Origin of the sequence: Saccharothrix sp. ALI-22-I (assembly GCF_001984175.1) — a bacterium.
In the GTDB taxonomy this organism is placed as follows: domain Bacteria; phylum Actinomycetota; class Actinomycetes; order Mycobacteriales; family Pseudonocardiaceae; genus Actinosynnema.
This window is the reverse complement of the sequence record NZ_MTQP01000066.1, coordinates 591,505-616,347: the sequence shown is the minus strand read 5'-3', so window position 1 is coordinate 616,347 and position 24,843 is coordinate 591,505. Positions and strand designations below refer to the sequence as shown.

Here is a 24,843-nt window from a genome sequence, read left to right as displayed (position 1 = left end):
CGGTTGGTCACGCCTCTCCGTCCGCGATGGTTTCGAGATCGTTGGCGAGTGCTTCGAGATCGGCCAGGACCAGGTCTTCGACCAAGTCGGCCAGCGCGGAAACGGTGCGCGCGGTGAGGACGTCTCGCGGGGAGAGGTCCACGTCGAACGCCGCTTTGGTGCGAGCGGTGATGTGCAGGCCGCGGATGGAGTCGCCGCCCAGGGCGAAGAAGCTGTCCGCCACGCCGACCTGGTCGACGCCGAGCACGTCGGCCCAGATCGCGGCGATCGCCTCTTCGGTCTCGGTGCGCGGTGCCACGTAGTCGCTGGACGTGACCGCGTCGCGCTCGGGCGCGGGGAGCGCGACGCGGTCCAGCTTGCCGTTCGCGGTCAGCGGCAAGCTGTCCAGTGCGACGAACGCCGCCGGGACCATGTGGTCGGGCAGGACCCTGGCCGTGTGGTCGCGCAACTCCGATGCCGTTGTCGGCTTGTCCGGCACGAAGTACGCCACCAGGCGGTGCTCGTTCGCCACTACAACGACTTGGGAGACGGAGGGATGCGCCCGGAGCGCCGCCTCCACCTCGCCGAGTTCGACCCGGAACCCGCGGATTTTCACCTGTTGGTCCAGTCGGCCCAGGTATTCCAACCGACCGCCGACCCATCGCGCCAGGTCACCCGTGCGGTACAGCCGTTCGCCGGGTGGACCGAAGGGATCGGCCGGAAAGCGTTGCGCGGTCAGACCGGGCCGGTTGAGGTAGCCGCGCGCCACACCGGGACCGGCTACGTACATCTCGCCGGGCACACCGGCCGGTACCGGCTTCAGGTCGTCGTCCAACACGTAGACCCGCAGGTCCGGGATCGGCTCGCCGATCGAGCCGTCACGCCCGGAAGAGGAGACAGCGCTCCAGGTGACGTGGACCGTGGTCTCGGTGATGCCGTACATGTTGACCAGCCGCCCACGCCCGCGCCACGCGTCGAGTTTGCGCACGTCGAGGGCTTCACCGCCGAAGATGACGTACCTGACGTCGAGATCGGGCGCCTCGGCCAGCAGTTGGTAGAACGCCGACGGGGTCTGGTTGAGCACGGTCACGCGTTCGTCGGCGACGAGTCGGGCGAAGTCGCGCGGCGACCGCGAGACGTCGTACGGCACGACGACGAGCCGTCCGCCGTGCAGCAGCGCGCCCCACAGTTCCCAGACCGAGAAGTCGAAGGCGTAGCTGTGGAAGAGGGTCCACACGTCGTCGGGGCCGAAGCCGAACCAGTGGTCGGTTGCGCTGAACAGCCGAACCACGTTGGCGTGCGGGACGACCACTCCCTTCGGCCTACCGGTCGAACCGGACGTGTAGATCACGTACGCCGCGTTGTCCGGGCGTACCAGGACGTTCGGCGCGGTGGCCGGCAGACCCGAGAGGTCCGGCAGACGGTCCAGCGTGAGCACCGGCCGGGAGTCGTCGACCATGTACGAGACCCGGTCTGCCGGGTACGAGACATCCAGCGGCAAGTAGGCCGCTCCGGCCTTCAACACACCCAGCACCGCGACGACGAGATCCGCCGATCGGGGGAACTCCAACGCCACCAGCGTTTCCGGCCGCGCGCCCGCCGCGATCAGGTGGTGTGCCAGGCGGTTCGCGCGTTCGTCCAGTTCCCGGTAGGTCAGGCTGGTGCCCTCGCACGTCACCGCGACCGCATCGGGTGTGCGCGCGGCTTGTGCGGCGAACAGGGACGGGATGGTGTCCGTGATCGGGGTGGGGGCGGACGAGCCGTTCCAGTCGACCAGCACCTGCCGGATCTCGGCGTCGGACAGCCACGGCACGTCGGCCACCGGCCGGTCGGCGTCGGCGGTGAGCCCGACCAGCAGGGTGCGCAGCCGTGCGCCGAGCCGTTCGACGGTGGTGACGTCGAACATCGCCGGCTCGTACCCGAGCAGCACGCCCAGCCGTTCGGCCGGGTAGACGGTGGCGCTGAGCGGGAAGCTGGTGGTCTCGACGGCGGACAGCTCGCGCAGCCCCATACCCTCGGCGAGGTCGGCCGGGTAGTTCTCGAACACCACGACGCTGTCGAACAGGTCCGTGCCGCGCTCGACGCCGCTCCAGCCCTGGATCCGGGTCAGCGGCACGTGCTCGAACCGGCGCGACTCGACCTGGCCGTCCTGCACCGAGCGCAGCCAGTCCGCGACCGGCGCGGCGCCGTCGACCTGGACCCGCACCGGCAGGGTGTTGATGAAGATGCCGGTGATCGCGTCCACGCCGGGCAGGTCCGCCGGGCGGCCGGAGACGGTCGCGCCGAAGCACACGTCACGCCGGCCGCTGGAGCGGGCCAGCAGCAGCGCCCACGCGCCCTGCACGATCGCGCTCGGGGTGAGTCGGTGCCGGCGGGCGAACTCGTAAAGCTTTTCGGATTCGGCTGCGGTCAGCTCGACCGGGACGCGTTCGGACGAGGTGCCGTGCGGCGCCGGGCGGTCGGCGGGCAGCGGGGTGGGTGAGTCGAACGTACCGAGGACGCCCCGCCAGTGCGCCTCCGCCGCGTCGTCGTCCCGTTGCTGTGCGAGCCAGGCGACGTAGTCGCGGAACGGTCGGCGTTCCGGGAGGTCGCCGGGGTTGAGCACGTCGGACAGCACGTGGAAGATGCTCCAGCCGTCCAGCAGCACGTGGTGGAACGTCCACAGCACCTGGACGCTGGTGGGGGAGAGGCGGGCGATCGCGACCCGCATCAACGGCGCGACACCGAGGTCGATGCCCTGCGCCCGGTCCTCGGCCAGCAACTCGCGCAGCCGGTCGGCGCGGCCGGTCTCGTCCAGGTCGCTCCAGTCCAGGAAGGTGAACGGCACGCGGGCGTGCTCGTGCACCACCTGCAACGGCTCCCGCACGCCCTCCCACAGCACCGAACTGCGCAGCACGGGCGTCCGGTCGACCACCCGCTGCCAGGCCCGGGCGAACTCGGCCGGGTCGGTGACGCCGTCCACCACGAACGTGGTCTGCTGGAAGTACACGCCCTGGTCGCCCAGGCCGTGGAAGACCATGCCGGCCTGCATCGGGGTGAGCGGGTAGGCGTCCGCACCGGTGATCCGGTCCACCTCGGCCTGGGTGAGATCGGCCAACGGGAAGTCGGACGGCGTGCGGCCGCCCGTGCCGGGCTCGGCGCAGTGCGCCACGATGCCGCGCAGCGCGGCGGCGAACCCGTCGGCCAAGCCGGTGATCGTGTTGCGGTCGTGCGTGTTCTCGCTGTAGTGGAAGCTGAACTCCAGCCGGTCACCGCGTACTTGGCCGACGACGTCCAGCAGGTGCGGGCGCGGCGCGTTCGGATCGGCGGACAGCTCCAGGTCGCGCTGGTCCTCGGCGAACCGGCCCAGGTAGTTGAAGGCGACACGCGGGCCGCAGGCGGGCGCGGTGCGGGTGAGGTGGCGCAGCACGCCGTACCCGATGCCGCGCCGGGGCACCGCGCGCAGCTGCTCCTTCACCTGCTTGAGGGCCGTGCCCCAGTCGCCGTCCGGCAGGTCGAGCGCGACGGGGAACACGGTGGTGAACCAGCCGACCGTGCGGGAGAGGTCGATGTCGGGGAACAGCTCCTCGCGGCCGTGGCCTTCCAGGTCCACCAGCACCTTTTGCCGACCGGTCCAGTCCGCCAGCACCCGGCCCAGGGCGGTCAGCAGCACGTCGTTGACCTGCGTCCGGTAGACACCGGGCACGTCGCGGAGCAGTGCGGCGGTCTCCTCGGCGGTGAGCCGGACGGTCACCTCGCGCTGCGAGCCGACGGTGTTCGGGCCGAGCCGGTCCACCGGGATGTTGGTCGGAGTGGCGGCCACGGTCGTCCAGTGGTCCAGTTCGTCGTCGAAGCCGTCGGTGGCGTGCTCGGCGAGCCTGATCGCCCAGTCGCGGAACGACGTGGTCTTGCGTCCGATGTGGACGGTCTGGCCGGCGCGGGCCTGGTGGTAGGCGGTGGCCAGGTCTTCGACCAGGACGCGCCAGGAGACGCCGTCCACCACCAGGTGGTGGACGGTCAGCCGCACGGACCGTCCGTCGAGGACCTGTGCCCGCAGCAACGGGCCTCGGGCGAGGTCGAAGTGGTCGAGCGTGAGCGGGTCCGCGTGCTGGATGGGAGCGACCACCTGGTGATCGCCTTCGAACCGGGTGCGGAGGGCGTCGTGGTGGTCGACCAGCGCGGTGAGGGCGGTGCGCAGGGCGGGCAGGTCCAGGTCGTCGAAGTCGACGACCACGGACTGGTCGAAGTGCTCGGGCCGCACGGTGTGGCTGTCGAAGAACCAGCGTTGGATCGGGGTGAGCGGGGCGTCGCCGGTGACCGTGCCCTGGTCGGCGGTGGGTGGCAGGTCGCGGGTGACGTGCGGTGCGATCGCGGCGATGGTCTGGTGGGCGAAGATGTCCCGCGAGGTCAGCACCAGGCCGGCGCGGCGGGCGCGGGTGACCACCTGGATGCCCAGGATCGAGTCACCGCCGAGGGCGAAGAAGTTGTCCCGCACGCCTACCCGAGCCGCGCCGAGCACGTCGGCGAACACGTCCGCCAGCACCGCCTCGACGGGCGTGCGCGGTGCCACGTAACGGACTTCGGTGCGTTCGTCCGGTGGTTCGGGGAGCGCGCCGCGGTCGAGGTGGTCGAGGCCGACGAACGTCGTGGGCACGGTGTGCGCGGGCAGCGCCTGGCCGAGGAACCCGCGCAGGGCGGCAGGGTTGACCGCGGGCGTCACGTACGCGACCAGCCGCCTGTCCACCGCGACCACGGCCGCGTCGGTCACCTCGTGGTGGCGGCGGAGGGCTTGCTCGACCTCGGCGAGGTCGACCCGGAAGCCGCGGATGCGGACGACGTCTGCGGGCTGGTCGTCTGCCGGGGAGGCGAATTCGACCAGGCCGCGCAGCGGGCGGTCCGGGTCGTCCACGACCAGGCGCAGCAACGCGTCCAGGTCGTCGCTCAACGCTTCGATCGTCTTGGCGTCGAACAGGTCCTTGTTGTACTCGACGGTCAGCGCCAGGTCGTCGCCGCGTGGCCAGAACTCCACCACCAGGTCGAACCGGGCCACCGGGCGCGGCAGGTCGTGCTCGGTCGCGGTCAGCTCGCCGAACGCCGGGTCCCGCAGCAGCGGCTGGTGCAGTGCGACGACGGCCTGCACCAGGGGCGTGCGGCTGGGGTCCGGGTCGGGCCGGACTTCCGCCACGACCCGGTCGAACGGGACGTCGTCGTGCGCGAACGCTTCCAGCGTCGTGGTCCGCACCTGGTCCAGGAACGCGGTGAACGGCAGGTCCGGGTCCACCCACGAGCGCAGCACCAGCGTGCGCACGAAGAACCCGACCGTGCGTTCCAGGTCCGCGCGGTCACGGCCGGAGCTGACCGTGCCGACCGCGATGTCCCGCTGCCGGCTGCGTGCGGACAGCAGCACCTGGACGGCGGCGGTGAGCGTCATGAACAGGGTGGCGTCGTGCGCGCGGCCCACGCCGGCCAGCCGTCGGACCAGGTCGTCGGGCAGGACCCGGCGCAACACGTCGCCGGACGTGGTGCGCAGCGGCGGGCGTGGCCGGTCGGTGGGCAGGTCCAGCGTCTCGATGCCGTCCAGCCGGTCGCGCCAGTACGCCGGATCGCCCTCGGGCCTGGCCCGGTCCCACACCGCGAAGTCCGGGTACTGCACAGTGTGGTCTGCCTCGGCGTGGTCGCCCGGCTGCCCGCCCGCGTACAGCTCGGCCAGCTCCGCCAGCAGCACCTGCACCGACCAGCCGTCCGTGACGATGTGGTGCTGCACCAGGACCAGCAGGTGCTCGTCCGGCCCGAGCGGGCTGAGCACGGCCCTGGTCAGCGGGCCGCGCCGCAGGTCGAACGGCTCGTCCAGACCCAGATCGCCGACGTGCGTGGGCAGCACGCGCAACGGGATCGTGCCGTGGGGTGCGACCACCTGCACCGGCTCGTCGTCCCGCACGTCGAACGTGGTGCGCAGGGCGTCGTGCCTGCGGGCCAACGCGTCCAGCGCCTTGGCCAGCCTCGGCACGTCCAGCGGTCCGGTCAGCCGCACGCCCACCGCCGTGTTCTGCTCGGCGGTGCCGTCCAGCGAGAACAACCGGCGTTGCGCGGAGGACAGCGGCACCGGCTTCCCGCGCGGCACGCGGGGGATCGGCGCGCTGTCCTCGCCGGGTAGGACCTCGGCGAGGACAGCGACCGTGCGGTGTTCGAACATCGCCCGCACCGGCAGCCCGCCGAGCCGGGACAACGCCCGCACGGCCAGGATGGAGTCACCACCCAGGCTGAAGAAGTCGTCGTGGGCACCGACCTTCGGCACGCCGAGGACGTCGGACCAGACGTCGGCGACTCTGCGTTCGGCCGGGGTGCGCGGCTCGACGTAGCCCTCCGGGGTGTCGCCGACGACCGGCGCCGGCAGTGCGGCCCGGTCCAGCTTGCCGTTGGGGGTGAGCGGGAACGCGTCGAGCGCGACGAACGCGGACGGCACCAGGTAGTCCGGCAGCTTCGAGGCCAGGTGCTCGCGCAACCCCGCCGTCTCGCCGACCACGTAGGCCACCAGCCGCTTCGGCTCGTCCCGGGCGACGACCACCGCGTGCTCGACGTCGGGGTGAGCCCGCAGCAGGGCTTCGATCTCGCCGGGCTCGACCCGGAAGCCGCGGATCTTCACTTGGTGGTCGGCGCGGCCGACGAACTCCAACTGGCCGTCGTCACGGGTGCGGACCACGTCACCGGTGCGGTACATGCGGGAGCCGGGCGGGCCGAACGGGTCGGCCACGAACCGCTGCGCGGTCAGTCCCGGCCGGCCCAGGTAGCCGCGCGCCAGCCCGACGCCGGTCACGTACAGCTCGCCCTCGGTGGCAGCGTGTAGCTCGTCGTCCAGCACCCGCACTTCGGTGCCGGGGATGGGCCGGCCGATCGGCGGCGTGCCGCCCGGCGCCAGCGGCTCGCTCCACGACGTGACCACAGTGGACTCGGTCGGGCCGTACGCGTTGATCATGCGGCGGCCGGGCGCCCACTTCGCCACCAGGTCCGGTGGGCAGGCGTCACCGCCGACGACGAGCGTGCGGAACGTCGGCAGCTCGACATCGGGCACGGTGGCCAGCGCGACCGGCGGGATCAGCGCGTGCGTGACGCCGAAGTCGTTGATCACCGCGGCGAGCTGGTCGCCGAGCAGCGGGCCGGGTGGCGGCACCACGAGCGCCGCGCCGGCGGGCAGCGCCATGCACAGCTCCAGCACCGAGGCGTCGAAGCTGGGCGAGGAGAACTGCAGCACGCGGTCGCCGGGCCGCACGTCGAAGTGGGCGATCTCGGCAGCGGAGAACGCCGGTAAACCCCTGTGCGGCACCACGACGCCCTTGGGGCGGCCGGTCGAGCCGGACGTGTAGATCACGTACGCCGGGTCGTCCGGCCGGATCGTCACGTCGGGTGCGGTGGCGGGCTGGTCCGCCAGGTCCGGTGGGCCGTCGAGCACGAGCAGCGGGTCGGCGTCGTCGATCATGAACGCGATCCGGTCGGCCGGGTAGTCCGGGTCGATCGGCAGGTAGGCCGCGCCGGTTCTGAGCACCGCGAGTCGCGCCACCACGTTGTCCACCGAGCGCGGCATGGCCAGCGCCACTATGCGTTCCCGGCGCGTCCCTTTGGCGATCAGCAGGTGTGCCAGCCGGTTCGCCCGATCGTCGAGTTCCCGGTAGCTCACCACCCCCTCGGCGGATACGACCGCGGGCGCGTCGGGGGTGCGCAGCGCCTGGGCGGCGATCAGTTCCGGCAGAGTGCGGGCATGCGTCATCGCGAGAGGTGCCTTTCTGGCTGAGCGGGCCGCGGCTTACCCGTTGCGCGGAGGTTCAAACGTGCATTCAGGACATTGTCGTGACCTGCCTGCGGGCCAGTCGCCCGCCGATCTGGATCCAGCGGATCCCGCCGTCGCCCGGGTCGCGCAGGAAACGCCCGGTCTGGTTGGTGTCGCCGGTGTCGGAATCACGCATCGCGAACACGAGGCCGTCGAACAGCGATAGGTCCGCGAACGGCTCGCCGTCCACGGTGAGCGCCAGGCGCTCCCGGTCCACCGCCCGCACGGCGTATTCGACCTCACCGTTGCGGAACCTGCCGGTGCAGTCCGGCGGTGGTGGGATGCGGTGGTGCAGGCCCCGCATTCCGTCGTAATCGGCCACCGGCAGGCCCGCGTCGACCAAATCCGGCACGAGATCGCGCCACATCGCGAAACCGCTGCTCGCGTTGGTGGTCAGGGCCACCGCGGTGCCGTCGGCCGGGTTGATCCGGAGGTGGCACGAGGTGCCGTCGGCGGTGCCGTCGTGGCCGACCCAGCCGACGCCGTCCCGTTGGAACAGCGCGAGGCCCAGGCCCCACCCGTCGGCCATGCCGAACGGCTCGGCGTGCCGGACGGGGGCGCGCATCAGCGCCAGGCCGTCCGGGTCGATCAGGTGCGGTGCGGCGCCGCCGAGCATCCGGCCGAACGTCACCAGGTCCGTGGCGCTGGCGGCCAGGGCGCCCGCGGGCGCGTCCACCGGTGCCAGTGACTGCCGCACCGGGACGACCCGGCCGGTCGCCGGGTTGACCGCGTGGCCGGTGACGATGTCGGCGGGGCCGGCGGCGACGTCGGCGGGGCCGGTGGTGAACCTGGCGCGCAGGCCGAGCGGGCGCAGCAGGACCGCGTCCACCGCCTCCCACCAGGACATCCCGGTCGCCACCTCGATCAGGTGGCCGATGAGGGTGTAGCCGAGGTTGGAGTAGGAGAAGCCCGCGCCGGGCCGGTGCAGCGGGTGCAGTTCGCGGACGGCCTGCCGCACGTGGCGGCGCAGGGACGTGGCGCGCACGTCGTCCGGGTCCTCCGGATCGGACGGCAGGCCGCCGGTGTGGCTGAGCAGGTGGCGCAGTGTGAGCTCGTCGGCCACGCCGGGGAGGTGGTCGGACAGCGGCGCGTCCAGGTCGAGGTCGCCGTCGGAGACCAGCGCCATGGCCACGGTCGCGGTGAACGTCTTGGTGACCGAGCCGATGGGCACGGCGGCATCGGCGGGCAGCCCCACCTCGTACGTCCAGGTGCGCCCGGCGTGGTGCACGGCGAGCTGCGAGCCGGGCACCAGGTGCGCGCGGGTCAGCGCCGTTAATCGGGTGATGATCCGGTCGGTGTCCATGGTTGATCCTCTGAGAACGCGCCACAGTATCGATGAGCAACAGGGCTGCGGGCCAACGTTGACGGGCGCACCGGATCTTCGCCACCGCCGAATGGAGCATTCGCAAAATAGACATTCCCTATTTTGCGGAAGTGCGACCCTGCGTTGGAAGAAGTTCCCGGGATTCACTCGATCGGTTGGTTTGGACTACACAGTCTCGTAAAGATTCGCAGATGCGAGCGTTATTCGCAGTTGCGTGTCACCTGGCTGCGGTACTCCGTAGGTTGTCCATCCAGTGGGCACGAAATGTTCACCATGCTCCATTCAGAGGGATTTGCGAAAAATTGTTGCGTCGACCGTAACCTTCTTCGGCGGAAGTCGTTTGACGTTACTCGGGCGTAGCTGCGGAGGTCCGCCGGTAGTGCCGGGCGGCGCGTGTCCGATTACCGCACCCCGTCGAGCACCACGCGCGTCTCGGGTGGTTTCAGGAAGTACAGGACGCAGCCCGGCGCGTAACAGGCGCGCAGCAGCGCTCGGTCCGCTCCGGTGAACAGGTCGATCGCCTCGGCGGCGACGGCGGCCAGCGCGGCGGTCGCCTCGGGGGCGTCGGTCGTGGTGTGCCGGTGGAGTTCGCCGTCGCGCAGGTCCAGCCGCGGCCAGGTCGTCGCCGGTGCCGACCGACGCCCTGCCGGAGCGGGTCGGCGGCTGGATCGTCGGCGCGCCCTACCGGCCCGGGGGCTGGTCGCGCTGGACTTCGTGGTGCAGGGACTCCATCCGGGCGTCCAGCTCGGCCGCGATGGCGGCGGTCGCGGTGAGCTCCTCGACGAAACCGGCGGGCACCCGGTCGTCGTACTTGTAGTACAGCTTGTGCTCCAAAGTGGCCCAGAAGTCCATCGCGATGGTCCGCAGCTGCACCTCGACCTTCACGTGCTCCACCCGATCGGACAGGAACACCGGGATGCGCACGATCAGGTGCAGGCTGCGGTACCCGTTGGGCTTCGGCGCGGCGATGTAGTCCTTGGTCTTCAGGATCTCCACGTCGTTCTGCCGGGCCAGCATGTCGCGCACGCGGTACACATCGGACACGAACGGGCAGACCACGCGCACGCCCGCCACGTCGTCGAGGTGCTCGGCGGCCAGCGACAGGTCCGCCGGCAGCCCCTTGCGCCGGAGCTTGTCGAGGATCGCGTCCGGCCGCTTCACCCGCTGCGTGACGTGCTCGATGGGGTCGTGCCGGTGGACGAGGTCGAACTCCTCACTGAGGATCCGCAGCTTCGTCATCAGCTCGTCGACCGCGAACTTGTACACCACGAGGGACCGCCGCAGCAGGTCGTCCGCGACGCCGATCTCCATGAGATCAACGATACCGCCGGTCGCGTTCGGCTAGGATGCCGGTCGTGGACACCCATTGGCACGTGGTTCTTCCGCCGCCGTGCGCCTGACCGGGCGCACTCGCTGACACACACCGGCACGCCTGTCTGATCGCACAGTGCGCCCGTTCGCGCCCTCTTCTCGTTTCGCGAACGGAGACCTCTTGTCCACCCCTGTCGTACAAACACGTGCTCGTTTCACCCGCGGACCGCTGCCGATCCTGGCCGCGTGCGTCCTGTGGGGCACCACCGGCACGGCCAGTTCACTGGCGCCCGCCTCCGCACCGGCCATGGCCGTCGGGGCGGCGGGGCTCGTGCTCGGTGGCTGCCTGCTCTTCCTCACCGCGCGCGGCACGCGTGGCGTGCTGCGGACCGCCGACCGGCGGCTGCTGCTGCTCGGTGCGGTGACCGTGGCGGGCTATGTGCTCACGTTCTACCCGGCGGTCGAGCGCACCGGTGTGGCCGTGGCCACCACCGTGGCGTTGGCCACCGCGCCGATCGTGCTGGGACTGCGTTCCCAACCGCTGGTCACGGTGACCGCCGTGGTCGGGTGCGCGGTGCTCGTCCTGGGCGGCGGTGACGCGCACGTCGACCTGGTCGGGGTGGCGTTGGCGCTGGTCGCGGGCTTGTCCTACGCGGTGTACTCGGTGATCTGCGCGCACCTGATCGGCCTCGGGCACCCGTCCCGGGCCGTGGTGGCGACGGTGTTCGGCGGTGCGTCGGTGTTGACGCTGCCGGTGCTGTGGCTGCTCGGTGTCGGGTGGTTGGCCAGTGTGTCGGGGCCGGTGGTGACCGCGCACCTGGCGGTGTTCACCACGTTCGCGGCGTACCTGCTGTTCGGGCGCGGACTTCGGCACACGAGCGCCGCCGCCGCGACCACGCTGACCCTTGCCGAACCCGCCGTGGCGGCGGTGTTGGGCGTGGTCGTCCTGCACGAACGGCTGCCGCTGGTGTCGTGGCTGGGGATGGGCGTGTTGGCGCTCGCCCTGATCGCGCTCGCCCGGACGTAACCCGGTCGGCCGGCGCTCCGCCCTTCGGGGCGCCGGCCCACCGGCCCAGGCGCGGCAGTCCAGGCGCGGCGGGCAGGCTTGGTGGGCAGGCGTGGCAGCCCAATCGAGACGGATCGTGGCGCGAATCGGTGTCTGCCGGTTACTGGCCGATGCGGCCGTCGATCCGTTCGCGGATGAGGTCGGCGTGGCCGTTGTGCCGGGCGTACTCCTCGATCATGTGGATGAGGACCTCGCGCAGCGGGGTCGGGTCGGACTCCTCGTCGCCCGTGCCCAGCACGTCCAGGTCCGGCGCCTCGGCCACGAACCGCTCGGCGAAGGCGACCTCGGCCCGCCAGGTGGTCCACGCGTCCTCGACCACGGCGGGATCGGGCTTCGCGCCGTCGAACGCCATGTTCCCGGTGTAGTGCGCGGTGACGTCCTCGCCGGCCATCACCCGTCGGAACCAGTACTGCTCGATCTCGGCCATGTGCCGCACGAGGCCGAGCAGCGACATGTCGGACGGCGGCACCGAGCGGCGCGCCATGCTCTCGGCGTCCAGCCCGACGCACTTCATCTCCAGGGTCAGCCGCCGGTCGCGCAGGTAGCGGACCAGGGTCTGGCGCTCGCCGGAGTACGGACCACCGGCCTCCCGCGGATCGCTCCCCGGATCGGCCCACATGTCCCACCAGCCGAACGTCCGCTCGGGCAGGGCCGCGTCGTCCGTGATGTCCGTCATGGGCGCGATCGTCAACGGGCCGACCCGAGCGCCGCAACCGAATAAGCAGTCGGCCGTCGGAACCCGGGTGTGGGCCGCCCGGTCACGCGCCGGCTTGCCTGCCCGTGACCGGATGCGGGGTGCCCGTGGTGGCACCCCGTGGACGAGTGGTCAGGCGCCGGCCTTCGCGGCATCGAGGATCAGGTCCGCGACGGCGTCCGGGTTGGACACCGCGACCGCGTGGGACGCGTCGACGCGGACGATCTTCGATCCCGCGCGTTCGGCCATGAATTCCTGTGCCTGTGCCGGGATGGCGTTGTCCTGTGTGGCCACCAGTGCCCAGGACGGCAGCTTGCGCCACGCGGGCTCGCCCGGCAGGCCGGTCGTGAGGGCCTTCTGGGTGACCGGGCGCTGGGTCGCCGCCATCACCTCGGTCGTGCCGGCGGGCAGGTCACCGGCGAAGACCTCGCGGAAGTCTTCCGGCTTGATCCGCAGCTCCGGCTCGCCGTCGTGCACGAGCACCGCGGTGGTGTCCGGGCCCAGCTTGGCGCCTGGGAAGCGGGTCGCGAGCTCCAGCGCGCTTTCCCCGGTGTCCGGCTGGAACGCCGCGATGTAGACCAGCGCGTGCACGTTCGGCAGCTCCTGTGCCGCCCGGCTGATCAGCACGCCGCCGTAGGAGTGGCCGACCAGCACGACCGGGCCGTCCACGGCCTTGACGACGGAGGCGACGTAGGCGGCGTCGTTGTCGATGCCGCGCAGCGGGTTCGACACCGCGATGACCTCGTAGCCCCGGTCTTGGAGTCCGGGCACCACACCGTTCCAGCTGGACGAGTCGGCGAACGCGCCGTGGACGAGGACGATGGTCGGGTTCTTGCTGCTCATCTTCAACCTCACTAGGGAGAACGATCGGTCTTTCTGCTAGTGACACTAGTCGATCTCCCTGCGGTGGCAACGTGACGAGCGCGACCATGCAGAACGACTGGTCTTTCTCTACGATTGAGACGTGAGGACCGCCCGAGAACCGCACCCGAAGGACCGGTTGCTGCGCACCGCGTCGCGCCTGTTCTACGCCGAAGGCATCCACGCCGTCGGGGTGGACCGCCTGGTGACGGAGGCGGCGGTGACCAGGGCGACGTTCTACCGGCACTTCCCCGGCAAGGACGACCTGGTGGTCGCCTACCTCAAGGCGGCGAGCGAGGCCATCCGCGAGGTCGTCGGCCGGGTCCGGAAGGGCAAGGCACCGCGGGAGGCCTTGATCGCCACCATGTCCGTGATCGGCGACGCGACGTGCGAAGACGACTTCCGGGGTTGCCGGTTCCTCAACGCCGCCGCCGAGTACCCGGACCCGGGCCACCCGGTGCGTGCGGTGATCGACGACCACCGCACGTGGTTCCTCGGGGTTCTGCGCGACCTCGCCGCCGACCTGGGCCACCCGGACTCCGACCACGCCGCCCGCGTGCTCGTGCTGCTGCGGGACGGCGCCTTGCACGGTGGGGAACTCGACGACCCCGCGGTGGTCCGCGAGACGCTGCGCCGAGCCGTCGAAGACGTCATCCCGCACTAGTCGACGCTGTGTCGCGACCCCGGTCCCGGTCCCGCGGACGATCTACGGGACCAGCCCGCCAACCGCCGAGCCGATCGCCGGGCCGGCGTTCCGGGCTCGGCACTAGTCGGGGCGGTGTGCGCCGCCGCCCAGTCCGTAGAGGATGCGCTGGATGACTTCCGGGTCCACGTCGGGCTCGTCGCCGAGCTTCTCGGCGGCGGGGGAGCGGCGGGGTTCGCGGCGCGGCAGCGGCACGGCGGAGGCGTTCATGCCCGACGGCAGGGCCAGTTCGCACCACGCCAGGTGGCCGCCGGCGGTGAGGTCGACCAGGCCCGCGCGGGAGCCGGCCAGTTCCGGCGGCATCGCGACGCGGTTGCCCTCGACCTCGACCACCAGGTAGGTGCCGGTCAGTCGCAGGCGCACCAGCAGGAAGCCGGGCGCGCGTCGGTCCGCCACGTCGACCGCGGCGCCGACCAGTCGGCGGACGGTCTGCGCGGCCTCGTCCTGCATCGCCCGCAGGCGCCACTCGCTGAGCGAGAAGCGCACGAACAAGTCCGCGACGTTCACCGCGGTGGGCAGCGCGACGAGTCGAAGGTCGTCGACCTGTTCGGTCTTGGCGTTCACACCGATCCTCCTCCGCCTGCGTCCGGCGCGTGCTGCGCCAGATGGTGCCATGAGTGCGTCCGGTGTCACCCACGTGGTCTACGACCGTGAGCGGACTGTGTCCGCATTGAGTTCTAAAACTTCAGTATTCACCGACGGCTTCAGTGTCGATCGAGAAGAGAACCCTGGTTTCACGACCTACTACGGATGGACACGGTGTGCGGTTCAGAGCGGTTGCGACGGCGAACCGGAAAGTACCGAAATGCGTGCTCGGGTGGAATATAGGGCCTTGTTCGCCCGGACGGGCGACTTGACCTACCGAGCGTAGGCCGCGGGCAGCGCGAAGGGCCCGCCGACACTCCGGCGGGCCCTTCGGTGAGTTCGGTTCAGGGCTCCAGCGGAGCCTCGATCCCGAGCTCAGGCCTGCTTGACGGCCTCGATCTCCAGCAGAATGGTGATCTTGTCGCCGACGACGGCGCCGGCCGGGCCACCGGTCACGCCGAACTCGCGGCGGTTGATCTCGGTGGAGGCGGAGAAGCCCGCGACCTTCGCACCCTCGAAGCCGTCGCCGAAGCCGTTGATCTCCAGCTCCAGGGTCACGGCCTTGGTCACGCCGTGCAGGGAGAACTCGCCGTCGAGGAGGAAGCCCTCACCGTTGGCGCGCACGCCGGTGGAGGTGAAGGTGATCTCCGGGAACTTCTCGACGTCCAGGAAGTCCTCGCCCTTGACGTGGCCGTCGCGCTGCTCGTTCTTGGTGTCGATCGACGCGGCGTCGATCTTCGCGCTGACCGTCGACTCCAGCGGGTTCTCGGCGGTCACGATCGTGCCTTCGAAGGTGCCGAAGTGGCCGCGGACCTTGGACACGCCGAGGTGGCGGACCACGAACGAGATGTCCGAGTGCACCGGGTCGATCGCCCACGTGCCGACGAGGTAGCCGGGGATCTGCACAGTCTGCGTGGTCATGTAGTGGTCCTTCTGGGTAGCTTCTGGTTGAACTCTCAACCGAACATAGCGCATCCTGGTTGAGGGTTCAACAATGCCCGTATGATGGGAGACATGAGCGACGTGCGGTGGCTGAGCGCCGACGAGCAGCAGGTGTGGCGTGCCTTCATCACCGCCGTGACGAAGTTCACCGAACACCTGGACCGGCAGTTGCAGCGCGACTCCGGCATGCCGATGGCGTACTACGAGATTCTGGTGGCGCTGTCCGAGGCGCCCGGGCGGGCGCTGCGGATGAGCGAGTTGGCGGCGGTGTGCCAGTCGTCCCGGTCCCGGCTCTCCCACGCGGTGGCCCGGCTGGAGAAGGAGGGCTGGGTCGAGCGGCGGGCGTGCCGGTCGGACCGGCGCGGCTCGTTCGCGACGCTGACCGACGTCGGGTTCGCCGTCCTGGAGCAGGCGGCGGCGGGTCACGTGACGGCGGTGCGCGAGCACCTGTTCGACGTGCTGACCCCCGAGCAGCTGAGATCGTTGGTCGAGATCAGCCGTGCGGTTGACGCGGGGCTGACGTCGGAGTGCGCGAAGGTGCGCGAGGAGTTCGCCGACTTCTAGGCCCGGCTCCCCGGAGGTTCGCGGCGGCGGTTTCCCGGTCGCCGGATGTCGGAACATCCCACGTGCGGGGGAACGGCGGTCCGATGTGGACGCATCCGGCGCAGTGGCTGTGGGCCGAGCGGAGCAGGGTTGCGCGCCGTCTCAAGAATGTCATACCGGACGGTTAGCATCCGCCCTGTGGGAGCGAAGTTGGGGAGGATCGCGCGCCGGGTCATGGGCGCGGGCCGACGTGAGTCGGCGAGTGTCAGCGCGGCCGCGTTAGGGCTGTTGCTGTTGGTCGGCGCCGCACTGGGCGACGGCATCTCGCGCACCGCCGTGGACGTGTCCGACGGCCTCACGTGGCTCAACGACGACCAGCGCGGCGAGGTCGTGCAGGTCAACCCCAGCTCCGGCAAGCCGCAGACGCGGTTGCAGGTCAGCGGTGCGGACGCGCAGCTGGAGATCGCGCAGTCCGACGACAAGCTGATCGTGCTCGACCGCCGCACCGGGCAGATCACCGTGATCGACTTGGCCACCTTGCTGTCGTCCGGTCGCAGGCAGGCGCCTGCCGGTCCGTCGGCGAAGGTGCTCATCGCGTGGGACCAGGTGTTCGTGGTCGACCGCGCGACGGGGTCGGTGCACAACGCCGACCCGGTGACGTTGGCCGATATCGGCACGCCGTGGCTGGCGGGTCAGCCGCTGGCCGATGTGGTGGCCGACGACGACGGCGTGATCTGGGCGGTGGACCACGGCGGCAACCTGCACGCGCTGGAGTGGTCCGAGGAAGACCAGAAGTTCTTGGAGCGGTCCAACAAGCCGGTGGCGGGCGCCGGTCCGCGCACGGCGTTGGTGCCGCACGAGCGCGGCGTGACGTTGCTCGGGTTGGAGGGCGGCGTGGTGGTGCGTGACGGCACCGGCCGCGACCTCACCGCGAGCACCATGTCGTTCACCGGCGAGGTGTTGGCCGCGCAGACGAGCCCGACGGGCCTGGTGCCCGCGTCGGTGCCGGACGCGTCCGCGGTCGTGTTGTTGAGCAATGACGAGGTGGTCCAGGTGGACATGGGGCAGTTCAGCTGCCCCACGCCGGGACGTCCGGCGGTGTTCCGCGACCGCGTCTACGTGCCGTGCCGGGGTTCGGGCAAGGTCGTCGTGCTGGACCGGTCGGGTCGGCGTGGCGCGGACGACGTGCGCACGAGTGGTTCCGGTGATCCGGCGCTGGTGTTCGACGACGGCAAGCTGTTCATCAACACGCCTGGCGCGAACGAGGGCGTGATCGTGGACTCCGACGGGCGGACCCGGAACGTGGTGGTCCGCAGCCCGGATTTGCCGGTCATGGACCCGGAGCGGTCGCCGATGCCGAGCCCGCCGAGCCCGCCGCCGCCGCGTCCGGAACCGCCGACGCGGGAAAACCCGCGTGGTGGCCCGAACCCGCCCAACGGTGGCAACGTGCCGACGACGACCGTGCCGGTGACGACGGCGCCGAGTTCCGGTGTGCCGGGTGCGGCGCCCGGTCGTCCGGCCGGTGTGACGGTGTCGCAGCGCAGCAACAACGGCACGTCGGTGATCGTGACGGTGGGCTGGAGCGCGGTGCCGGACGGCGGTGAGCCGATCTCCGGGTATTCGGTGACGGCGACCGGCGCGTTCTCCGGTGGCAATCGGGAGACGCGGGTGGCGGGCACGTCGGCGGAGTTGACGTTGCCGTGCGCGGGGACGTCGTTCTGCACCAACGGCAAGCTCGACGTGACCGTGGCGGCGTACAACCGGTTCGGTGCGGGTGAGGCCGGCTCGACGTCGTGGACGATTCGTCCGCCTGCCGTGCAGCCGACCACCACCACCCAGGCGCCGCCCCCGACGACGACCACCACTCAAGCACCTCCTCCGACGACCACGACTACCCAGGCGCCTCCGCCCACGACGACCACGACACCTCCGCCGCCGTCCCTGCCTACCGCGGGAGCCGGCGTGATCAGCACCGTCGGCGCGGGGTCGAACCGGTACGAGAAGAAGGTGACCACGGCGCCGCCCGCCGACTGGGCGAGCCACGGTGGTCGGTGCGAGGTCGTCAACAGGACCTATGAGTACGCGGTCGCGATCGCGTGTTCGGGCGGGGTGGTGACGGTGCCGGTCGAGGAGGGCTCGAACTCGATCGTCGTGCGCGCTCATGCCGCGTCCGGCTCGGGTTCGGTGGATTCGGCGGCGAAGAGCGCGCCCGTGCTGGAGCCGCAGCAGCCCTGCGGTGGCGGCATGGTCTGCCGGCCGCACAGCGTCCCGGCGGAAGGGGAGAGCAACCTCGTCAGCGGCGGGATCGGGCTGTTGGCGACGGCGTGGCTGTTGACCCTGCGGAACCGGCGCATCCGGCGCGACGAGTCGTAGTGACGGTGGCCGGCCGGTGACCCCACCGGCCGGCTTCCGGTCGTTCTGGCGAACATTGGCGAACCGCGGGCGCTTCCGTGTCGAACACCCCTACGGGCGCGGCGCGGGTGTTTCGTCCGGCGAGGTCGCGGCGGTGTGGGTGAGTGGCGAGCGGCAACGAGGGGCGAGAAGTGACGACTACGGCGGTTCCGGCGATCGGTGAGGACGAGATCGCGGCGTTCCGCGCTCTGCACGCGCGGCTCGGTGACGCGGTCGAGTCCGCGATCCGGGGCAAGCGGGACGTGGTGGACCTCGTGCTGGTTTCGCTGTTCGCGGGCGGGCACGTGCTGCTGGAGGACGTGCCCGGCACGGGTAAGACGACGTTGGCGCGTGCCGTGGCGGGTGCGTTGGGCGGGGTGTCGCGGCGCGTGCAGTTCACGCCCGACCTGCTGCCGTCGGACGTCACCGGCACGTCGGTGTACGACCCGCAGACCGGCCAGGTGCGGTTCCGGCCGGGGCCGGTGTTCGCGAACATCGTGCTGGCCGACGAGATCAACCGGGCCGCCGCCAAGACCCAGTCGGCGCTGCTGGAGGTGATGGAGGAGCGGACGGTCACGGTCGACGGCGTCGCGCACTCGGTGCCCTCGCCGTTCCTGGTGGTCGCCACGCAGAACCCGATCGACCTGGACGGCACGTACCGGTTGCCCGAGGCGCAGTTGGACCGGTTCATGCTGCGGACGTCCATCGGGTACCCGGCGGTGGAGCACGAGATCGACGTGTTGCGGCCCGGCAGCGGCGCGGGTCAGGTCGGCGCGGTGCCGACGGTGAGCAACCCGCACGTGGTGGCCGAGCAGGGGCGTCGGTTGGCGACGTTGCACGTGGCGGACCCGTTGTTGCGGTACATCAGCGATATCGGTGTCGCGTCGCGCGGGGACGGCCGGTTGCGGTTGGGTGCGAGCACGCGTGGGCTGCGGGCGTTGGTGCGGTGCGTGCAGGTGTACGCGGCCTCGCAGGGCAGGCACTTCGTGGTACCGGGTGACGTGCAGGCGTTGGCCCTGCCGGTGTTGGCGCACCGGTTGGTGTTGACGCGCGAGGCGCAGTTGGCGGGCACCACGACCGAGGAGGTGCTGGCCGACGTCCTGGCGGGCGTGGCGGTGCCGAAACCGGCTTCGCGATGACCAGGGTGCGGCTGACCGCGCGGGGGATCGGCGCGGTGCTGCTCGGCATGCCGTTGGTGGCGTTCGGGTTGTGGTGGCGTTATCCGGGTGTGGCGGCGTTGGGTATCGCTTTGTTGGTGCTCGTGGGTGCCGGTGTGTTGTCGGTGCTGTCGCGGGCGCAGGTCGCGCCGTCGCGCACCGTGCGGCCGCGGACCGTGCAGCGGTTGGGCGCGTGCACCGGCGTGGTCGAGTTGACGGGGACCAGCAAGCGGTTCCCGGTGCTGTTCGACGCGACCGACGAGGTGGCCGGGAACGCCGTGCCGGTGGACATCCCGCCGCTCGGGCCGGGGCAGAAGGTCAAGGTCGAGTACGCGATTCCGACGCACACGCGTGGTCTGCTGCGGATCGGTCCGCTGACGTTGAGCCGTCGCGGTATGGCCGGTCTCGCCCACGCCCGGACTGTCGTCGGTGACGTGGTGGAGGTCCGCGTCGTGCCGCGTGTGCTGCCGGTGCGCGGTCTGCCCGGTGGGGTGCGGCGTGGGCATGTGGGTGCGGACGAGCGGGTGGAGCGCGGCGGCACGGACCTGGTGGGGCTGCGCGAGTACGTGCCCGGTGATGACCTGCGCCGACTGCACTGGGCCACGTCCGCGCGCACCGGCACGTTGATGATCCGCGAGGACGCCGATCCGGCGCGTCCGCACTTGGCGGTGGTGTTGGACGACCACGCCGATGGTTACGCGGAGACCAAGGATTTCGAGGACGCGGTGGAGGTGGCGGCGTCTTTGGTGACGGTCGCGATCGCCGAGGGCCACCCGGTGCGGCTGGTGTCGTCGTCCGGCGCGGTGGACGTGGAGCTCCCGGCGGGCGCGGTGGACGCCGACGCATCGGTGGTGTTGGCCGCACTGGCGGACCTGAAGGCCGCCGCCGACACCTCCACCCCCCGCCCGCTGCCGATCCGCGATCTCGACGTGGTGGCCGTGGTGTGCGGGGCGGAGGCCGACCTGGCCGCACTGATGCTGGAGGCCGGGCGGGCGTCGGTGGGCGTAGTGCTCGCCGTCGATCCCGCGCCGACGCACCCGATCTCGGCGGTGGGTTCGGTGCTGTTGCTGCGTCAAGCGAAGGCCGAGGGGCTGCTGGACGCGTGGAACACGGCGGTGTCGCGGTGAGGGCGCGGCTGGGGTCGGCGGCGGTTGGGCGCTGGGGTCGGGATCTGCCGGGTACGTGGGACGTGGCGGTGGTGTGGTGAGCGTGCGGTTGGGGAGGGCGCCGGCATCGGGGCGCGTTGAAGGACTGCCGGGTGCGTGCGACACGGCAGCCTCCGCCCTACCACCCGGAGATCACTCGATCGCGTTACCGGTCTCGGGGATGAATGGAAGTGCCGATTTTGTTGCCGGAAGTATGGAGGCGCGGCGCCCCGGCCCTCGGTGTGTCCGGGCGGGTGTCGAGATCCGCGACTGTCGCGATCCGCACGCCGCAGCACCCAGCCTGTGGGGCGCTCGGGGCCACCTGTGGGGTGCTCGGGGCCCGTGGCGTGCTCGGGCGGTGGGGGCGTGAGCGCGCGGGGGCTTGGCGGTGTCGGTGTGAGCGCTCCGGTGGCTGGTGCTCCGGTGGCTGGTACTCCGGTGGCTGGTACTCCGGTGGCTGGTGTGAGTACTCGGGTGGGTTGGGCGGCGTTGCTGCTTGTGGTGGCGGCGTTGCACTTGGGCGCTGGGTGGCAGGGGTATGTGCCGTCGCTGGTGTTCGCGGGGGCGGCGGTGGTGGCGTTCCTGTGCCTGCCGTTGTTGCGGTGGCGGCGGATGCCTGCCGGGCTGGTGGCGTTCGCGTTGGTGGTGCTGGCGTTGGTCGGCGGGTATTGGGTCGCGCGGGACTCGGCGATCGATTCCACCGACCCGGTTGCCGTGCTGCTGGACCTGGTGCCTCGGCTGTTGACCGCGGCACGGCCTGCGCCGGCTACGCCTGAGCTGTTGGTTCCCGGTGCGTTGCTGGTGTTCGGGGTGTCGTTGGTCGTCGTGCTCGCGGTGGCGCGCGGCCGGCGGTCGTTGCTCGCGCCGGTCGCGGGGGTGGCGACTCTCTACACGTGCACGGCGTTGCTGACGGCTGGTCGGGCGGACCGGTACGGGGTGATCGCGGTGGCGTTGGTCGGGCTGGTCGCGGTGGGCTGGTTGGTGGTGGACCGGCTGGAGGCGGGTGGGCGGGTGCTGCTCGGGTTGCCCGCGGTGCCGGTGGCGGTGGTGGGGTTGCTGGCCGCTGTGCTGCCGTCGGGTGACGCGTTCGAGCCTCGGGAGTTGGTGGAGCCGCCGGTCAGCGATCTCGGGTTGGCCAGTCCGTTGCCGCAGTTGGCGTCTTGGGCGAATCTGGGCGACACGGAGCTGTTCCGGGTGCGCGGGCCGGAGCGGGCGGTGCGGTTGGTGGCCTTGTCGGACTACTCGGGGGCGGCGTGGCAGGCGGCGTCGTTGTACGGGCCGATCGGTGCGGTGGCGGCTCCGGATCTCCCGGCCGGCACGCGGGTGGACGAGGCCGAGGTGGAGATCACGATCGGTGAGCTGCGCGGTAGTTGGTTGCCCACGGTCGGGCGGCCTACGGCGGTCACGCTGGACGGTGCCGTGGTCGACCCGGATTCGGGGTCGTTGGTGCTGCTGGACGAGTTGGCGCCGGGCCTGAAGTACCGGGTGCGCGGCGTGCTCGACGTGCCCGACGACACGGACCTGCTCGACGCCACCGTGCCGACCGGGGAGCAGACGCGTCGGTACCTGGCGTTGCCGGGGTTGCCGTTCTCGCTGGCCGAGTACGCGCGGCAGATCGTGCAGAGCGCCCGGACGCCGTACGAGCGGGCGGTGGCGATCGAGCAGGTGGTGAAGCAGGGGCGGACGCCGGACGCGCAGGCGCCGGTCGGGTCGTCTTACGCGCGGTTGGAGCGGTTCCTGTTCGGCAGTCCGGGTGAGCCGGGGGCCAACGCGGGGACGGCGGAGCAGTTCGCGTCGGCGTTCGCGGTGCTGGGGCGTGCGGTGGGGTTGCCGACCCGGGTGGTCGTGGGCTTCCAGCCCGCGGCGGGTGAGGAACGGGTGGTGCGGGGCAGCGACGCGACCGCCTGGCCCGAGGTGTACTTCGCCGGGTGGGGTTGGGTGCCGTTCGACCCGGTGGCGGGCGTGTCGTCGGGCGGTTCGAGTGCCGCGCAGAAGCGTGAGGTGCTGGACCGGTTGGCGTCGATCACGGCCAGCCCCACCAGCACCCCGCTGTCCGCCCCGCCACCGTTGGTGACGCCGTCGAGCCAGGTGACGGCGCAGGCTCCGGCGGAATCGCAGCGGTGGATCGGGTACGCGGTGCTCGGCGCGGTGCCGGTGGTGATCCTGCTGGTGCTCGGCTTGACGCGGCTGGTGCGGCGGAGACGTCTGCGGACGGCGGGTGCGACCGGCGCGTGGGCCTACGTGCTGGACGGCTTGTTGTTGGCCGGCCGGACCCCGCCACGCGACCGGACCGCACCGGACATCGCGGCGGACCTGGAGTCGGCCCCGGCGGCGGAGCTGGCCCGGTTGGCTGACCACGCGGCCTTCGCGCCCAGACAACCGGTGGCCGCGCCCAGGCAACCGATGGCTTTGGTCGGGGCGCCCGGTGGTGGTTCGGGATTTCGGCCGGCGGGTGGTGCGGCGGCGGGTGGTGCGGGTGGTGCGGGTGGTGGTTGGCCGGCTCCTGGCGGCTCGGCGTTTGAACCGCCGGCGGGTGCCGGCGTTGCTCTGGGCGCTGGTCGAGGGGTTGGCGCGGCGGGTGGGGCCGGGGATTCGGGGAAGCAGGCGTGGCGGTTGGCACGTCAGGTGCGCCGTGGGCTGCGGCGCGGGGTTCCCTGGTATCGCAGGGTGTTCTGGGCGGTCGACCCGCGGCCTTTGTGGCGGCGTTAGCCGTTGCGCACGGCGCAGGTGCGGGCGGAGGCGCCGCGTTGGGTCGCCGGGTCGGCCAAGCCGATCGCCAGGACCTGGAAGCAGTACTGGCCCGCGGTCGGTTCCAGGCCCTCCACCACGTGTGACGTGGCACCGGCGGCTACCGTCACCAGCGGTTTGGCCGAGGAGCCCGTCACGTCCACTACGACGAACTGGGCGTTGCCCTCGCTCGGATCGGTCCAGAACAGTTCGATCCGGTCGCCGTCGTCTTGCAGGCGCTTGAGCACCGGCGTGAACTGCGGGTCGCCGCCCTCCGGCACGACGGCCGCGGTCGTGGTGGTTGTGTCAGTCGGCGAAGGTATCGATGACGAAGGTATCGATGACACCGACGACGGCGCCGCGGCCTGGTCCAACCGGCCCGGCAGGCTCAACGCCACCCCGATGACCACGCCCACGAACACCGCGCTCACCGCGGCCAACGTCCACGGCCGGCGCGACCGGCGTGGTGACGGCGGCGGCTCCGGCAACTCCACCAACGGCGGCGCGGGCGGCGGCACGGGCGGGCGCGGCGTGGGGTTGTGGCGGACGGTCAGGTCGGCCAGGTCCTCGGTCCACGTCCGCACCGGCTCCGGCGCGGCGACGACCGGCTCCGGCACGGCCTCCTCCACCGGCTTGGGACCGAAGTCGGGCAGCGACGTCGGACCCTCCGGGTAGTGCTCCGGCACCTCCTGCCGCACCGCCGCCGTGTGGTCCGGGTCCACTGTGGACTGCGGCGCCCAGGTCGGCACCGACGCCAGCGCCGCGCGCACCGACGCCGCGTCCGGGAACCGCTCCTCCCGCGACTTGCGCAGGCACCGCAGGATGATCGCCATCAGCTCGACCGGGACGTCCCGCCGCAGCAACGACCGAGGCTGCGCCTCACGCACCCGCCCCAGGTAGGCGAGCATGGTGTCCGCCCCGGGCGTGGCCGACGCGAACGGCGGCTGGCCGTCCAGCAGCGTGTACAGCGTCGAACCCAACGACCACACGTCGTCCGCAGCGGCGGGCGCCTGGCCGTCCACCATCTGGGGCGCGGCGTGCCGGTAGCTGACCATCTGCAACGACGCCGTGTGCGCCGCGTCCGCGCCCCGCGCGATCCCGAAGTCCGCCAGCACGTACGACGTGGGCAGCACCAGGATGTTCTGCGGCTTCACGTCCCGGTGCAGGATGCCCTGACCGTGCGCGAACGACAGCGCGTCCGCCACCGCGATCCCGGCCGCGATCACCTCGTGCACCGGCAGCGGCCCGCGCTGCTGGAGCCGGTCGTGCAGCGACCCCAGGTCGTAGTACTCCATCACGATGCACGGCCGACCGGCGATCACACCGGTGTCCAGCACCGTCACGATGTGCGGGTGCTGGCGGCCCAGCCGCACGGTGATCTCCAGCTCGCGGTGGAACCGGCTGATCGTGTCCTGGTCGGTCACGTCCAGCACCTTCACCGCGACGTCACGCCCCAGGCCGTCCTGGGTGGCCCGGTACACGGTGCCCTCGCCGCCGTGCGCGACGAGCCGGAAGTCGCTGTAACCGGGCAGCGCGACGGCGGGCGCCGCACCCTCGCCGGGCGGAGGCGCCCAGGCCAGCAGGTCGTCGGCGGGATCCACACCCACGATCGTA

Annotated in this window: 15 protein-coding genes and 1 pseudogene; 7 read left to right on the top strand and 9 right to left on the bottom strand. The window is 71.5% G+C overall.

The window, feature by feature from the left end; all coding sequences use genetic code 11:
• Positions 1-7 precede the first annotated feature (7 nt).
• From ALI22I_RS31165 to ALI22I_RS31150, 4 genes and pseudogenes are all read right to left on the bottom strand, one after another.
• Positions 8-7,720 (bottom strand): non-ribosomal peptide synthetase, encoded by a 7,713-nt coding sequence (locus ALI22I_RS31165; RefSeq protein WP_077009083.1) that lies wholly within the window; start codon positions 7,718-7,720, stop codon positions 8-10.
• Positions 7,721-7,787: 67 nt separating this feature from the next.
• On the bottom strand, positions 7,788-9,083 hold the full coding sequence (locus ALI22I_RS31160) for a serine hydrolase domain-containing protein (RefSeq protein ID WP_077009082.1): 1,296 nt from the start codon (positions 9,081-9,083) through the stop codon (positions 7,788-7,790).
• Positions 9,084-9,450: 367 nt separating this feature from the next.
• A pseudogene (locus ALI22I_RS54050) lies at positions 9,451-9,537 on the bottom strand (CGNR zinc finger domain-containing protein); the annotation flags it as partial.
• 248 nt (positions 9,538-9,785) lie between these two features.
• Positions 9,786-10,415, bottom strand: coding sequence for a GTP pyrophosphokinase (locus ALI22I_RS31150; RefSeq protein ID WP_077009081.1), 630 nt, complete (start codon positions 10,413-10,415; stop codon positions 9,786-9,788).
• Between the two features lie 181 nt (positions 10,416-10,596).
• Here ALI22I_RS31150 and ALI22I_RS31145 point away from each other — a divergent pair, with 181 nt between their 5' ends.
• A complete protein-coding gene (locus tag ALI22I_RS31145) occupies positions 10,597-11,442 on the top strand; it encodes an EamA family transporter (RefSeq protein WP_077009080.1) in 846 nt (281 codons plus the stop codon).
• A 139-nt stretch (positions 11,443-11,581) separates the two neighbouring features.
• On the opposite strand, the gene ALI22I_RS31140 is transcribed toward ALI22I_RS31145, so the two are convergent.
• Complete coding sequence (locus ALI22I_RS31140) at positions 11,582-12,157, bottom strand: DinB family protein (protein WP_179118426.1); 576 nt, start codon at positions 12,155-12,157, stop codon at positions 11,582-11,584.
• A 150-nt stretch (positions 12,158-12,307) separates the two neighbouring features.
• Positions 12,308-13,018 carry an alpha/beta fold hydrolase gene (locus tag ALI22I_RS31135; protein ID WP_077009078.1) on the bottom strand — a complete coding sequence of 237 codons (711 nt, stop codon included), beginning with the start codon at positions 13,016-13,018 and terminating at the stop codon, positions 12,308-12,310.
• A gap of 121 nt (positions 13,019-13,139) precedes the next feature.
• Here ALI22I_RS31135 and ALI22I_RS31130 point away from each other — a divergent pair, with 121 nt between their 5' ends.
• The gene (locus ALI22I_RS31130) at positions 13,140-13,700 is read left to right on the top strand and encodes a TetR/AcrR family transcriptional regulator (RefSeq protein ID WP_077009077.1); all 561 of its coding nucleotides are present in this window, start codon (positions 13,140-13,142) and stop codon (positions 13,698-13,700) included.
• A gap of 102 nt (positions 13,701-13,802) precedes the next feature.
• Here ALI22I_RS31130 and ALI22I_RS31125 read toward each other — a convergent pair whose 3' ends face one another.
• Both ALI22I_RS31125 and ALI22I_RS31120 read right to left on the bottom strand, forming a co-directional pair.
• Positions 13,803-14,303 (bottom strand): histidine kinase, encoded by a 501-nt coding sequence (locus ALI22I_RS31125; RefSeq protein WP_077009076.1) that lies wholly within the window; start codon positions 14,301-14,303, stop codon positions 13,803-13,805.
• Between the two features lie 396 nt (positions 14,304-14,699).
• Positions 14,700-15,245, bottom strand: coding sequence for a YceI family protein (locus ALI22I_RS31120; RefSeq protein WP_077009075.1), 546 nt, complete (start codon positions 15,243-15,245; stop codon positions 14,700-14,702).
• 93 nt (positions 15,246-15,338) lie between these two features.
• Here ALI22I_RS31120 and ALI22I_RS31115 point away from each other — a divergent pair, with 93 nt between their 5' ends.
• The 5 genes from ALI22I_RS31115 to ALI22I_RS31095 all read left to right on the top strand — a co-directional run bounded on the left by ALI22I_RS31115 (position 15,339) and on the right by ALI22I_RS31095 (position 23,211).
• Positions 15,339-15,830: a MarR family winged helix-turn-helix transcriptional regulator gene (locus ALI22I_RS31115; protein ID WP_077009074.1), complete on the top strand. Its 492-nt coding sequence runs from the start codon at positions 15,339-15,341 to the stop codon at positions 15,828-15,830.
• A 177-nt stretch (positions 15,831-16,007) separates the two neighbouring features.
• Positions 16,008-18,182 carry a fibronectin type III domain-containing protein gene (locus tag ALI22I_RS31110; protein WP_143532521.1) on the top strand — a complete coding sequence of 725 codons (2,175 nt, stop codon included), beginning with the start codon at positions 16,008-16,010 and terminating at the stop codon, positions 18,180-18,182.
• A gap of 170 nt (positions 18,183-18,352) precedes the next feature.
• Complete coding sequence (locus tag ALI22I_RS31105; protein ID WP_077009072.1) at positions 18,353-19,339, top strand: AAA family ATPase; 987 nt, start codon at positions 18,353-18,355, stop codon at positions 19,337-19,339.
• Entirely contained in the window at positions 19,336-20,484 is a 1,149-nt protein-coding gene (locus ALI22I_RS31100) for a DUF58 domain-containing protein (protein WP_077009071.1), read from the top strand. Before ALI22I_RS31105 ends, ALI22I_RS31100 begins: the two co-directional genes overlap by 4 nt.
• A gap of 480 nt (positions 20,485-20,964) precedes the next feature.
• On the top strand, positions 20,965-23,211 hold the full coding sequence (locus tag ALI22I_RS31095) for a transglutaminase domain-containing protein (RefSeq protein WP_179118425.1): 2,247 nt from the start codon (positions 20,965-20,967) through the stop codon (positions 23,209-23,211).
• On the opposite strand, the gene ALI22I_RS54845 is transcribed toward ALI22I_RS31095, so the two are convergent.
• Positions 23,208-24,830: a serine/threonine-protein kinase gene (locus tag ALI22I_RS54845; RefSeq protein ID WP_179118424.1), complete on the bottom strand. Its 1,623-nt coding sequence runs from the start codon at positions 24,828-24,830 to the stop codon at positions 23,208-23,210. The genes ALI22I_RS31095 and ALI22I_RS54845 overlap by 4 nt on opposite strands.
• Positions 24,831-24,843 lie beyond the last annotated feature (13 nt).